This window comes from Streptomyces sp. NBC_01363, from assembly GCF_026340595.1.
Taxonomy (GTDB): Bacteria; Actinomycetota; Actinomycetes; order Streptomycetales; family Streptomycetaceae; genus Streptomyces.
In genome coordinates this window covers 1,973,028-1,986,562 of sequence record NZ_JAPEPF010000001.1, presented here as the reverse complement: position 1 = coordinate 1,986,562, position 13,535 = coordinate 1,973,028, and the positions used below count along the sequence as shown (strand labels likewise).

The window sequence follows — 13,535 nt, the reverse complement described above, 5'->3', positions numbered from 1 at the left end:
CTGCCACGCCAGTTGGACACGTTTCCCCCCGTCAGGGTTGTACGCGTGCGGCACCGCGTTTGGCACTGTGCGACATGCCCTCATACGTACCTGCTCTTCCCCGAATACCCCGAATGTGCGCCCCGCCGCGCCAGAGGTGACCGCAAAGACGCGCACCCCCCGGCCAGTGGTTGCAGCAGGCCGAAAGTCATCGTCGGATACCGCGACACCCCAGCTCAAGAGGTTGAGGGCTTCAACTTACTCACAGAGTATTCACAGAGAGTACAAAACAGGTTCGATCAGGACCGGGGAAACTCCGCGGCCACCGACTCGGCGATCTGAGCCACGTTCAGCGCCGCCCCCTTGCGAAGGTTGTCGCCGCAGACGAACAGCTCCAGGCCCCGGGGATCGTCCAGTGACCTGCGCACTCTCCCGACCCAGGTCGGATCCGTGCCGACGACGTCGGACGGTGTCGGGAAGTCCCCCGCCGCCGGACTGTCGTACAGCACCACGCCCGGCGCCGTCGCCAGGATCTCGTGGGCCCGGTCGACCGCGATCTCGTTCTCGAACCGGGCGTGCACGGACATCGAGTGCGTCGCGATGACGGGTACGTAGACACAGGTCGCCGCGACCCGCAGGCTCGGCAGGTCCAGGACCTTGCGGCACTCCTCGCGGATCGCCAGCTCCTCCGACGACCAGCCGTCCCCGGCCTCGGTCCCGGCCCAGGGCACCACGTTCAGGGCCACCGGGGCGGCGAAGGGGCTGCCTTCCGTGTCCCCCAGGGCCCTGCGTACGTCCCCGGGCTTCGTGCCCAGTTCCGTACCGGCGACCATCGACAGCTGTTCGCGCAGCGCCGCGACACCGTCCCGGCCCGCACCGCTCACCGCCTGGTACGAGGAGACGACCAGTTCCCGCACACCGAATTCGGCGTGCAGCGCACCGACGGCGACGATCAGCGCGAGCGTCGTGCAGTTCGGGCTCGCGACGATGCCACGCGGTCTGATCCGTACGGCGTGCGGATTGATCTCGGGCACGACCAGCGGAACGTCCGCGTCCAGCCGGAACGCGGCGGAGTCGTCGATGACGACCGTGCCCTTGGCGGCGGCGATCGGCGCCCACTGCGCGGAGACGTCGTCGGGCACCAGGAACAGCGCCACGTCCACGTCGTCGAAGACGTCCTCGGTGAGTTCGAGGACCTCGCTCTCCTCGCCGCGCACGACCAGCTTGCGACCGGCCGAACGCGGCGAGGCGATCAGCTTCACCTCACCCCAGACATCCGCGTGCTGCGAAAGGATCTGGAGCATGACACCGCCGATCGCCCCGGTCGCTCCGACGACCGCGAGCGAAGGACGGCGCGCGGTCATCGGCCGGTGCCCCCGTAGACGACGGCCTCGTCGGAATCGCTGTCGAGACCGAAGGCGGTGTGCACGGCGCGCACGGCCTCGATGACGTCGTCGGCGCGGGTGACCACCGAGATGCGGATCTCGGACGTCGAGATCAGCTCGATGTTCACGCCGGCGTCCGACAGCGCCTCGAAGAAGCCCGCCGTGACCCCCGGGTTGGTCTTCATGCCGGCGCCGACCAGGGAGATCTTCGCGATCTGGTCGTCGTAGCGCAGCGACTCGAAGCCGATGCTGCCGCGGTTGCGCTCCAGGGCGTCGATGGCCTTGCGGCCCTCGGCCTTCGGCAGCGTGAACGAGATGTCGGTCAGACCGGTCGACGCGGCGGACACGTTCTGCACCACCATGTCGATGTTGATCTCCGCGTTCGCGATGGTGCGGAAGATCGCGGCGGCCTCGCCCGGCTTGTCGGGCACGCCGACGACGGTGATCTTGGCCTCGGAGACGTCATGGGCGACTCCGGAGATGATCGCGTGCTCCACCTTCTGGTCCCCTTGCGGCTCGTTGCTGACCCAGGTTCCGCGCAGTCCCGAGAAGGACGAGCGGACGTGGATCGGAATGTTGTAGCGGCGTGCGTACTCCACGCACCGGTGCAGCAGCACCTTGGAGCCGGACGCGGCCAGCTCCAGCATGTCCTCGAAGGAGATCCAGTCGATCTTCCGGGCCTTCTTCACGACCCGCGGGTCGGCGGTGAAGACACCGTCCACATCGGTGTAGATCTCACAGACCTCGGCGTCCAGCGCGGCCGCGAGCGCGACGGCGGTGGTGTCGGACCCGCCTCGACCGAGGGTGGTGATGTCCTTCTTGTCCTGGGACACACCCTGGAACCCCGCGACGATCGCGATGTTCCCCTCGTCCAGCGCCGTGCGGATACGGCCCGGCGTCACATCGATGATGCGCGCTTTGTTGTGGACCGAGTCGGTGATGACGCCCGCCTGGCTACCGGTGAACGACTGGGCCTCGTGGCCCAGGTTTTTGATCGCCATCGCCAGCAGGGCCATGGAGATCCGCTCTCCGGCGGTCAGCAGCATGTCGAACTCACGCCCGGCAGGGATCGGGGATACCTGCTCGGCGAGATCGATCAACTCGTCCGTCGTGTCGCCCATCGCTGACACCACGACAACCACCTGGTTGCCGTTCTTCTTGGCATCGACGATTCGCTTGGCGACGCGCTTGATGCCCTCGGCATCGGCTACGGAGGAGCCTCCGTACTTCTGCACGACAAGGCCCACGTGCGCTCCTCGCTCAGTCCATTACTGCGGTCGACTCAGTTTAACGAGCAGTCCGGAAACGCCCCGCTGATACCACATGGTGAGATGTCCCGCTCAGCACGTGATCATCGGCGTGTCGCCCCGGACCGCTCGTACAGGTCTGTTGCCCGCCGGACAGGCCCGCACTCCCGGATGTGGCTCAGCCCACACGCCCGGCGGCCCGGTTCCACGATTCACCGGCCCTCCGCCTCCAGCGTGGACCGGAACCCGACCGTCCGCCCTTCGGAGGCCCGGCCCTGCGCAAGCCGCTGCGCGTGCCGCCCCTGCTGCTCGCTCACCGCCGCACCGCTCCGGCAGCGGTCACCGCCGCCCATTGCGTCGGCCGTGCCTACTGCACCGGCCGCAGCCCCAGTGGCCCCGCGATCTCCTCGGCCATCACGCGGCCGGCCTCCTCGGCGAGGTCGTCGTCGACGGTCTCCGAGTCGGTGTCCAGGCCGTCCAGTTCCTGGAGGGGCTGGTTGAGGCGGATGTGGGCGACCAGGGACTGGAGGGCGCGCAGGGTGGCGGAGGCGGTGGAGCCCCAGTTGGAGAAGTAGGAGAACTGCCACCACCACAGGGCCTCGGTGGTGCGGTCCTCCTCGTAGTGGGCCAGGCCGTGGCGCAGGTCGGTGACCAGGTCGGCCAGATCGTCCGAGATCCGGGCCGGGACCGGGGCCTTGCGGGGCTCGTACGGGTCGAAGACCTCGGAGTAGACGTCGATCGGCTCCAGCAGGGCGGCGAACCGCTCGCGCAGGCCGTCGGCGTCCGGCTCCGCGCCCAGGTCCGGCTCGTAGCGCTCGTCGGGGACGATGTCCTCGTACGCGCCGAGCCGGCCGCCCGCCAGCAGGAGCTGGGAGATCTGGAGCAGCAGGACGGGGACGGCCTCCTCGGGCTCCTCGACCTTGGACACCTCGGTGACCGCGACGATGAACGTCTTGATCTGGTCGGCGATCTGGACGGCGAAGTCGTCCGGGTCCTGCGTGACGGAGTTCAGCGTGGCGTCAGACATCGAGGGGACCTCCCGTGGGCACGGTCGCGAACGGTGAGTAGAACATAGCGTCGCTGAACGTAAAGCCGCCGTGAGTCGCGGGAACGGTCCTGGAAACGGTCACCGGAAGAACATCGGGAGACGTGGAGGCGTCAGACATCGAGCAGGCGCCTCCCCTCGAAGGCGCGGCCCAGGGTGACCTCGTCCGCGTACTCCAGGTCGCCGCCCACCGGCAGGCCGCTGGCCAGCCTGGTGACCCGCAGGCCCATCGGCTTGACCATCCGCGCCAGGTACGTCGCGGTGGCCTCGCCCTCCAGGTTGGGGTCGGTCGCCAGGATCAGCTCCGTGATCGAACCGTCGGCGAGGCGGGCGAGCAGTTCGCGGATGCGCAGATCGTCCGGGCCGACGCCCTCGATCGGGCTGATCGCGCCGCCGAGCACGTGGTACCGGCCCCGGAACTCACGGGTCCGCTCGATCGCGACGACGTCCTTCGGCTCCTCGACCACGCAGATCACCGACGGGTCCCGGCGCGCGTCCCGGCAGATGTTGCACTGCTCCTGCTGGGCGACGTTGCCGCAGACCGAACAGAACCGGACCTTGTCCTTGACCTCCAGGAGGGCATGGGCGAGGCGGCGCACGTCGGTCGGCTCGGCCTGCAGGATGTGGAAGGCGATCCGCTGCGCGCTCTTGGGACCGACGCCGGGCAGCCTGCCCAGCTCGTCGATGAGGTCCTGAACCACGCCTTCGTACAACGGGAACGCCGTCCTTTCCTGTCCTGTCCTGGGTGAGCCGTGCCGGAAGATCCAGCAGGGTCAGAAGGGGAGGCCGGGCATGCCGCCCAGGCCCTGGGCCAGCGGGCCCAGCTTCTGCTGCTGGAGCTGCTGCGCGTTCTCGTTGGCCGCCTGGACCGCGGCGACGACGAGGTCCGCGAGCGTCTCGGTGTCCTCCGGGTCGACGGCCTTCGGGTCGATCACCAGATTGCGGAGCTCGCCGGAGCCGGTCACGGTTGCCTTCACGAGACCGCCACCCGCCTGACCCTCGACCTCGGTCCTGGCCAGTTCCTCCTGGGCCGCGGCGAGGTCCTGCTGCATCTTCTGGGCCTGCTGCAGCAGTTGCTGCATATTGGGCTGACCACCACCGGGAATCACGGGTCACTCCTGGCAATTCGACGACAAAATGTTTCGGTAAGCCGAGCCTACGTGGTCGCCGGGCAGCGCGCCCCACTCACTGGCGCGCAACTCTTTCGGGTGAGCTTCAGGCAGTCCTTGCCGGGCTCCTATACCTGATCACAGGCCCGGCGCACCCGGGAATACCGCGTTTTCTACCCCATGGCCCACCATTCGGCGGTAGGAAGAGCATGCGCATCAGGTCACACAGGCACACCGGCCGTCACGCAAGGTTACCCACGCGGGACTGTCGGCCACGCCGGAGAGCAGTGAGCACCCCGCGGTCTCGAAACACATCGCCACATCAGGCGTCGCTACGCAGAATGCAGAGGAGTTCCCGGTGAGTCAGCCGGAGATGCAGCCCGAGGGGCCGCCCCGCAACGAGCCCGGTTCGGCCGGCTCGGCCGGTACCTCCGGTTCGGACTCCCGCACACGGGGACGGGGACGGGATCTGACCGGTGCGCCGTTCCCGCTCGGCGACTGGGGCGAACCCGCCGACCGCCTCGACGAGCTGTACCGCTGGGTCGAGGCCGACGCACTGCGCACCGCCGACTGGTACCTGAGCGACCGGGTGTGGAAGCGCCGGGCGGCCAGGGCGCTGCGGATCAGCACCGCGGTCGGGGCGGTCTCGGGCGCCGCGCTGCCGTTGCTCGATCTGACCGGGGCGCTGCACGGGGCGGCGGGCTGGGGCTATCTGACGCTGCTGCTGGGCGCCGCGAGCATGGCGTGCGACCGGTACTTCGGCCTCACCTCCGGCTGGATAAGGAATCTCGCCACCGCCCAGGCCGTGCAGCGGCGCCTTCAGGTGCTCCAGTTCGACTGGGCGTCGGAGTGCGTGCGGGAGGTGCTCGGCCCGACCGAGGGGACGGCCAGCGAAGCGGCCGAGCGGTGCCTGGGGGTGCTGCGGCGATTCTCGGAGGACGTCACGGAGCTCGTGCGCACCGAGACCGCGGACTGGATGGTGGAGTTCCGGGCGGGGCCGGCGCCGATGGGGATGCAGGCGCTGTCCTCGGGCGGCGGGAGCGGCGGGCGTTCGGACCACGGGGTGCTGTCGGGACGCTTCCCGCTCCAGACCATGACCCGGCCGAACATGCCGCGCCAGCGCCCCCCGGAGTCCCCGCGGTGACCCCGGGGGCGCCCGGCCGCCCAGGAAGCGCCGAAGCCGCTCGGAGCTGAGGGCTGTCCCGTGATCCCTGATCCACCGGGGATCACGGGACGCCCTCAGCTGAAGATGATCATTGAGCCCTGGGCGAGGCTGCGGGTGGCCGCCGCGTGCAGACCCAGCCAGACGTGCCGCTCCCGGGCGAACGGGCTGTTGTCGTACGGGATCGGGGCCGCCGGTTCCTCCACGGAGGTCGGTGCGGCGGGCGGCAGCGGGGCGGCCGGCGGGTTCGCCGGGTCGATGCCGATGGACGGGGCGACGTACTCCAGCTCCCGCAGCAGTCCGTGCGAGGAGCCGAGCGGGCCGCCACCCTCCAGCAGGTCGTCGTTGGAGAGCGGGACGGTGAAGTCCAGCGGAACGTACGCCCCGGCGTGGTCGTAGTGCCAGACCAGGTGGGACTGCTGGGCCGTCGCCTCGAACATCTCCAGCAACTGCTCGTAGTCCCCGCCCAGTTCGCAGACCGGCGTGACGGCGAGGCCGCTGATCTGGAGCAGGAAGGCGCGGCGCAGGAAGTGCAGGGCGTCGTAGTCGAAGCCCGCGATCGGGGCGACGTCGCCCGTCAGGCCCGGCATGTAGGCGTACACGGGGACGGGCGGCAGTCCGACCTCGCCCAACGCCTTGTCGTAGACGGCTATCTCTTCGGCGAACGGATTGTCGGGGCTGTGGCACAGCACATCGACGAGGGGAACCAGCCACAGGTCACAGGCCACGAAGTCTCGCTCTCCCACGGTGCGCATCGGAACGTTCAAGATGGTCGGGACAGCGTAATGCGGTGGGCGCGTTGCGCACAGTGGCCGTCGGCGGCGAGGGGGCGGGACGGGGGTTACGGCTGCGGTGCCCCGGGGTCCGGGGCCTGCCCGGTCGGCTGCCCGTCGCGCCGCGGATGTTCGAGCTCACCGGCCGCGAGCCGGTCCGCCCAGTTCAGCGCGTGGGTGTTGTAGTCGTCCATCACCGCGCGCACCGCGTCGTGTTCGCCGAGTGTGATCGCCGCGACGAGATCCTCATGACCGTGCCAGAGCCAGTCCCGGGCAGCCTCGTCGTGGCGCAGGTACGGCACCGCGAACACCCATGCCTGGACGCGCAGTCGGTGCAGGAAGTCGTTGATGTACGCGTTGCCCACGAGCGCGCCCAACTCGCGCCAGAACCGCAGGTCGTAGCCGATGAGGATGTCGAGGTCGCCGCCCCGCGCCGCCCGCGCGGCCTCCTGGGCCCTGCGGCGCACGGAGACCAGGCAGTCCCGGAACGCCGTCGGCTGCGCGGTCGAGAGCCCGGCGCCGAGGAACACGCCGCGGATGACTCCCTCGATGACCAGGCTGCGGGCCTCGACCAGGGACCGGTAGTCGGCGACGGTGAACTCCCGTACCCGGAAGCCCCGGTGCTGATCCGATTCCAGCAGTCCCTGCGCGGAGAGGTCGAAGAGCGCCTCGCGCACCGGTGTCGCCGAGACGCCGTACTGCTCGGCGATCTGCTTGACCGTGAACTCCCGCCCCGGCTGCAGACGCCCGGCGAGCACCTCGTCACGCAGCGCGTCCGCGATCTGCTGCCGCAGCGTACTGCGGGTCACAGCTCCGCTCGCGCACATGGCGCCCCTCCCCATTTTTTCGCCTGCGGTCACCTTAAGCCAGGGCCGCTGTGCCCGGATCCGGGCAGGGGAGGGGCGCACACCACCGGTTCGCGCCATCGGGTCGCGCTAACGGGCCGCGCGGACCCGGGTCACGCTGTGTGCTCGTCCGCGACCGACAGCGCCGCGTCGAGGGCCGCGAGGCCCTCCTTGGCCTCGGCCTCGGTGACGTTGCAGGCCGGAACGGCGTGGGTGCGGTTCATGTTGATGAAGGGCCACAGGCCGTTCTTCTTGGCCGCGGCGCCGAAGGCCGCCATCGGCGCGTTGGCCTCGCCCGCCGCGTTGTACGGGACCAGCGGCTCGCGGGTCTCCTTGTTGCGGACCAGGTCCAGTGCCCAGAACGCGCCGAGGCCGCGGACCTCGCCGACCGACGGGTGGCGCTCGGCGAGTTCGCGGAGGCCGGGGCCGAGGACCGTCTCGCCGATGTGCGCGGCGTTCTCGATGACCTTCTCGTCCTCCATCACGTGAATGGTGGCGACGGCGGCCGCGCAGGCCAGCGGGTGACCGGAGTAGGTCAGTCCGCCCGGGTAGGCGCGAGTCTCGAAGGTCGCGGCGATCTCGGCGGAGATCGCGACACCGCCGAGCGGTACGTAACCGGAGTTGACGCCCTTGGCGAAGGTCATCAGGTCCGGCACCACGTCGAAGTGGTCGGCGGCGAACCACTTGCCGGTGCGGCCGAAACCGGCCATGACCTCGTCGAGGATGAAGACGATGCCGTACCGGTCGCAGATCTCGCGGACGCCCGCGAGATAGCCGGGCGGCGGCGTCATGATGCCCGCGGTGCCGGGGATCGTCTCCAGGATGATCGCGGCGATGCTGCCGGGGCCCTCGAAGGCGAGGGTGTCCTCCAGGTGCTGGAGCGCGCGGGCGCACTCCTCGGCCTCGGTCTCGGCGTGGAACGGCGAGCGGTAGAGGAACGGTGCCCAGAAGCGGACGACGCCCGCCGAACCGTTGTCGGACGGCCAGCGGCGCGGGTCGCCGGTCAGGTTGATCGCGGTGGAGGTGGCGCCGTGGTACGAGCGGTAGGCGGAGAGCACCTTCGTACGGCCGGTGTGCAGCCGGGCCATCCGGACGGCGTTCTCGACGGCCTCGGCGCCGCCGTTGGTGAAGAAGATCTTGTCCAGGTCACCGGGGGTGCGCTCGGCGATGAGGCGTGCGGCCTCGGAGCGCGCCTCGATCGCGAACGCGGGGGCGAAGGTGGCGAGCTTGCCCGCCTGCTCCTGGATCGCGGCGACGACGGTGGGGTGCTGGTAGCCGATGTTGGTGTAGACGAGGCCGCTGGTGAAGTCCAGGTAGCGGTTGCCGTCGTAGTCCCAGAAGTACGCCCCCTCGGCGCCGGCGACGGCGAGCGGGTCGATCAGACCCTGGGCGGACCAGGAGTGGAACACGTGCGCGCGGTCGGCGGCCTTCACGGCCGCACCGGCGGCGGGGTCGACATGAGGGGCATGAGGGGTCATGCGGCGAGCGTAGGTCGCGCCGGGAGCGGCCCGACATGGCCACCTTGTATGGCGTGGCGCGCTCTGGTGGGCAGGGTGTCGGGTCGTCGGCATACGGGGCCGGGTCCCGCGCACCGCCGACGAGCCCCCTCGGTCCGCCTCCGACGCGCCCCGGACGCCCGGAACCCACGAAGACCCCCGAACCCGCAACCGGCCCGGCCGCGCGCTGCGTGGATCCCTATGATCGAGCCACGCCAGGAACCGCTCAGTTCACTCCCGGGGGAAGGACGTTCAGCGCCATGCAGAGCCTGACGCCACAGGATCCGCGTGCCATCGGCGCGTACCGGCTGCTGGGCCGGCTCGGCGCGGGCGGCATGGGCCAGGTCTATCTGGCCCGGTCCGACCGCGGCCGTACCGTCGCGATCAAGCTGGTACGCGGCGAACTCGCCGAACAGCAGGAGTTCCGCGACCGGTTCCGCCACGAGGTACGGGCCGCCCGCCAGGTCGGCTCCGCCTGGACCGCCCCCGTGCTGGACGCGGACACCGAGGCCGCCGTGCCCTGGGTCGCCACCGGATACGTCGCCGGGCCCTCGCTGCACGCCACCGTCACCGGCCGCTCGCGCACCCCCGAGGGCGCGGCCTCCGGTGCGTACGGCCCCCTGCCCGAGCGTTCGGTCCACATCCTGGGGGCCGGTCTCGCCCGCGCCCTCCAGGCCATCCACGCCGCCGGGCTCATCCACCGCGATCTCAAGCCCTCCAACATCCTGCTGACGATCGACGGACCGCGCGTCATCGACTTCGGTATAGCCCGCGCGCTCGACACCGTCACCGACGGCGGTGTCACCCGCACCGGGGCCCTGGTCGGATCGCCCGGTTTCATGGCGCCCGAGCAGGTACGGGGCGAGCGGGTGACTCCGGCGTGCGACGTGTTCTGTCTCGGCTCGGTACTGGCGTACGCCTCGACCGGCCGGTTCCCGTTCGGCGCGTCCGACAGCGGCGCGCACGCGCAGATGTTCCGGATCGCGCAGGAGGACCCGGACCTGACCGGCGTCCCCGTGGGCCTCGTCGAACTGGTCAGGGACTGCCTGCGGAAGGACCCGGCCGCCCGCCCGACGACGGACGCAATCCTGGCGCGCCTGGCCGGCGCGGACACGGCGGAACCCTGGCTCCCGGGTGCACTGATCGCCCAACTCGGCCGCCACGCCGTGGAGTTGCTTGACTCCGAGGATCCGGAGGAGGCGGCGGAGGAGGCGACGGCCGCACAGGCCCCCGTACCGGACGAGAGACCTCCGGTGCCCGCGCCTCCCGCGGCCCCCTCGGACCGCCCCGTGCCCACGCAGCTCGCGGACCCGCCGACCCCGTCCCCCGCCCCACCGCACGGGGCCCCCGCCTACGGCTACCCGCCGCTGCCCGCCCAGCCGCACCCCGGCCAGGGCTTCGGCCCCCAGCAGAACCACGCCGGGTACGGATATCCACCACAGCAGCAACAGCCGTACCAACAGCCGCAGCCTCAGCCCGGATTCGGCGCCACGCCCCCGTACGGCCCCGCCTACCCCGCCGCCCCGCAGCCCGAGCCCGAACCCGCCCGCCGCGGCAGGGGCTCGTCCATCGCGCTCGTCGCCGTCGCCGTACTCGTGGCCATAGGCGCCGGCGGATCCGTCTACGCGCTCATGAACGGCAAGACACCGGGCCCCACGTCGTCCGCCCCCGACTCCCCGACCCACCCGGACACCTCGTCGGGCTCCCGGGCGAACGACGACCCGTCATCGCCGGACTCCTCCCCCACCGACGGCCGGCAGAACGGCGACGGCCCCATCCCGTCCGGCTACCTCGGCACCTGGTCGGGCTCCATCGACAACGCGGCCGGCCACTCCACCCGGAAGCTCGTCATCCAGCAGGGCGCGGTCGGCCGGAGCGTCCTCACCCTCACCGCGGACGGCCCGCTCGACACCGGTGGCTCCTACCACTGCGTCTTCCAGGCGACCCTGATCGCCGAGCCGTCCCCGGGCGGTCCCGTCGAGGTCGGCCCCTCCACGGTCAGTGTGGGCGAGCCCATGACGTCCTGCACGGCGGGCAAGGCCACCACGCTCACCCTGCTCCCGGACGGCACCCTGCGCCGTGAGAACAACGACAGCGGCGAGCAGCTCACGTACACGAAGGACGACTGAGCCGACCGGACGGGCGGGTCGGATCAGGCTGCGCACCGTGAGGCCGATCCCCACCGCGACCGGCGCGGTCAGGACGCTCCCGTACGGGGTGTAGCGCCGCAGGGCCGGAAGGCGCCGCTCGCCCAGGGCGAACTGACGATGTGCGGGGTCGGGGAGCGTCCCGGCCCCGCAAATGTGTACGACTTGTGGACGCCATGACATACCCTGCGTTCCTGGGCCGCACCCCTCTCTCATCTCTGGGTGCCATGCGGCCCTCTCTTACCGTGGGGGTAAATCATTTTGCGTACGCGCAGAATCTCGACCGCGACCTCGCTCGCGGTCCTCTTCAGCTCAGTGGTTCTGGTCGGCGGGGCGGCGAATCCGGCCGCTGCCGACTCCAGCAAGGTTCTTCCCGCCGCTTCCGTCGGCGATGTCGTCGCGGACGGCGTGCACAAGCGGGTCTTCATCAGTGACCCGACCAGTGGCAAGGTCCTCGCCACCGACTACAGCGGCAACGTCGTCGGTACGATCCCGTCGCTGCCGGGCGTGACCGGTCTCGAACTGTCCGCCGACTCCGGCACGTTGTACGCGGGTGTGCGCGGCGCCGACGCCATCGCGGCGATCGACACCTCCGCCCTGGTGGAGTCCGCCCGATACGCGACCGGGGCGAACACCAAGCCCGCCTACCCGGCGCTGGCGGGCGGCAAGCTCTGGTTCGGCTACGGGGCGGCGGCCGAGGGCAACATCGGGTCGCTCGACCTCTCCGGTGCCGAGCCGGTCATCACCCTGGACCAGGAGCCGAACCGCACCTGGTACGCGGCGCCGACCCTGGCGTCCGCGCCTGGTGCGCCGGGCACGCTGGCCGCCGGCATCGAGGGCCAGAGCCCCACCCAGCTGGCCGTGTACGACGTCGCCTCGGGGACGGCCACGCGGACCGCGCAGATCTCCACCGATGGGGGCAACCTGCGTGACCTGGCGCTGAGCCCGGACGGCAAGCAGGTCGTGGTGGCCAGCGGCTACCCGTACCACCACCAGGCCTACCGGACCTCGGACCTCACGCCCGGGACCACGTACCCGTCCGACGCGTACCCGAACGCCGTGGACATCGCGCCGAACGGCACGGTCGCCGCGGGCATCGACGGCTCCTACGAGCCGGACGTGTACATCTACAAGCAGGACACCACCAAGCCGATCCGGACGTACGACTTCCCCAACACCGGTACCAGCAGCGGATCGGACCTCCTGGTTCCGGCCGGGCTGGCCTGGGCGCCGGACACCAGCCGGCTCTTCGCGGTCACCGAGAACAGCGCGGGCGTCCGTTCGCTGCGGGTGCTCACCGACGCCGTGAAGTCCGCGACCACCGTCACGGTCAACGCCCCGTCGAAGTCGGCGCTCAACAAGAAGCTGACCGTCACCGGCCGGGTCAAGTCCGCGGGCGCGTTCCCGGCGGGCTCGAAGGCCACGGTCACGCGCACCGACATCGAGTCGCCCAAGGGCAAGACTCTGCCCTCGGCGACGCTCAAGTCGGACGGCAGCTTCTCCTTCACCGACACCCCGACCGCGGGCGGCCAGGTCACGTACAAGGTGTCGTACGCGGGCGACGCGTCCCACTCCGCGGCGTCCGGCTCCGACAAGGTCGCCGTGCCCCGGACGGTCACCTCGCTGACCCTGAACCACAACAAGGCGCTGTACTCCTACGGCACCGATGTGTCGTTCACCGCGCACCTCGGCAAGACGTACAAGAACCGCACCGTCGAGCTGTGGGTGGACCCGTTCGGGCCGGACAAGCCGAACAAGCTGGTGAAGACCGGCAAGGTCAACTCCAAGGGCAACCTGTCGACCACCGTCGACATGACCCGGGACACCACCGTCACCGCGATCTTCAAGGGCGACGGCCGGTACATCTCGAAGAAGGTCACGTCGACCGCGTTCGCCAAGGTGAAGGTCTCGACCTCCGTCGCCAAGCAGTACAAGACGGCGAAGATCGGCAAGACGTCGTACCGGTACTTCCACAAGAAGACCAACCCGGTCTTCACGACGACGATGACGTACTACAAGAACCGCGCGCACAAGCTGTCCCTGGAGATCTACTACCAGGGCAAGTGGTACGACGCGGGCTCGCAGTACTTCAAGCTCGGCACCAGCGGGAAGTCCATCGTGACGCTGACCGGTACCCATGACACGGGCTACCGGATGCGCGTCCGCGCCTCGTACGTCAACGGCACCTCGGGCGACACGGTGAACTCGACCACGCACGGCGCCTGGCAGTACTTCATCTTCACGAAGTAGCCGGACAGCGGGCCGGCCCACGAGCGGACGGCATGCGTGCGGGGCCGGGCGGATCGCCCGGCCCCGCACCCGTACCCGCCGTCCTCCGCCCTCCCCC

General features: G+C 70.4%; 11 protein-coding genes. 3 read left to right on the top strand and 8 right to left on the bottom strand.

Annotation, left to right across the window (positions count from 1 at the left end; translation table 11 throughout):
• Nucleotides 1-278: 278 nt before the first annotated feature.
• From OG611_RS09370 to OG611_RS09350, 5 genes are all read right to left on the bottom strand, one after another.
• Nucleotides 279-1,343, bottom strand: a complete 1,065-nt coding sequence (locus OG611_RS09370; protein ID WP_266417414.1) for an aspartate-semialdehyde dehydrogenase — start codon at nt 1,341-1,343, stop codon at nt 279-281.
• Complete coding sequence (locus OG611_RS09365) at nt 1,340-2,611, bottom strand: aspartate kinase (RefSeq protein WP_072487889.1); 1,272 nt, start codon at nt 2,609-2,611, stop codon at nt 1,340-1,342. Before OG611_RS09365 ends, OG611_RS09370 begins: the two co-directional genes overlap by 4 nt.
• Before the next feature lie 367 nt (nt 2,612-2,978).
• On the bottom strand, nt 2,979-3,638 hold the full coding sequence (locus tag OG611_RS09360) for a DUF5063 domain-containing protein (RefSeq protein ID WP_266417411.1): 660 nt from the start codon (nt 3,636-3,638) through the stop codon (nt 2,979-2,981).
• A gap of 131 nt (nt 3,639-3,769) precedes the next feature.
• A complete protein-coding gene (gene recR, locus OG611_RS09355) occupies nt 3,770-4,369 on the bottom strand; it encodes a recombination mediator RecR (protein ID WP_266417409.1) in 600 nt (199 codons plus the stop codon).
• A 60-nt stretch (nt 4,370-4,429) separates the two neighbouring features.
• Nucleotides 4,430-4,765: a YbaB/EbfC family nucleoid-associated protein gene (locus tag OG611_RS09350; RefSeq protein ID WP_072487886.1), complete on the bottom strand. Its 336-nt coding sequence runs from the start codon at nt 4,763-4,765 to the stop codon at nt 4,430-4,432.
• A 358-nt stretch (nt 4,766-5,123) separates the two neighbouring features.
• On the opposite strand from OG611_RS09350, the gene OG611_RS09345 reads away from it, so the two are divergent.
• Nucleotides 5,124-5,909 (top strand): SLATT domain-containing protein, encoded by a 786-nt coding sequence (locus OG611_RS09345; RefSeq protein WP_266417405.1) that lies wholly within the window; start codon nt 5,124-5,126, stop codon nt 5,907-5,909.
• Nucleotides 5,910-6,004: 95 nt separating this feature from the next.
• On the opposite strand, the gene OG611_RS09340 is transcribed toward OG611_RS09345, so the two are convergent.
• From OG611_RS09340 to OG611_RS09330, 3 genes are all read right to left on the bottom strand, one after another.
• Entirely contained in the window at nt 6,005-6,655 is a 651-nt protein-coding gene (locus tag OG611_RS09340; protein ID WP_266425688.1) for a hypothetical protein, read from the bottom strand.
• A 113-nt stretch (nt 6,656-6,768) separates the two neighbouring features.
• Nucleotides 6,769-7,527, bottom strand: coding sequence for a GntR family transcriptional regulator (locus OG611_RS09335; protein WP_266417402.1), 759 nt, complete (start codon nt 7,525-7,527; stop codon nt 6,769-6,771).
• 131 nt (nt 7,528-7,658) lie between these two features.
• Nucleotides 7,659-9,023, bottom strand: a complete 1,365-nt coding sequence (locus OG611_RS09330; protein ID WP_266417400.1) for an aspartate aminotransferase family protein — start codon at nt 9,021-9,023, stop codon at nt 7,659-7,661.
• A 278-nt stretch (nt 9,024-9,301) separates the two neighbouring features.
• Here OG611_RS09330 and OG611_RS09325 point away from each other — a divergent pair, with 278 nt between their 5' ends.
• Both OG611_RS09325 and OG611_RS09320 read left to right on the top strand, forming a co-directional pair.
• Complete coding sequence (locus tag OG611_RS09325) at nt 9,302-11,170, top strand: serine/threonine-protein kinase (RefSeq protein ID WP_266417398.1); 1,869 nt, start codon at nt 9,302-9,304, stop codon at nt 11,168-11,170.
• Nucleotides 11,171-11,449: 279 nt separating this feature from the next.
• On the top strand, nt 11,450-13,438 hold the full coding sequence (locus OG611_RS09320; RefSeq protein WP_266417397.1) for a WD40 repeat domain-containing protein: 1,989 nt from the start codon (nt 11,450-11,452) through the stop codon (nt 13,436-13,438).
• Nucleotides 13,439-13,535 lie beyond the last annotated feature (97 nt).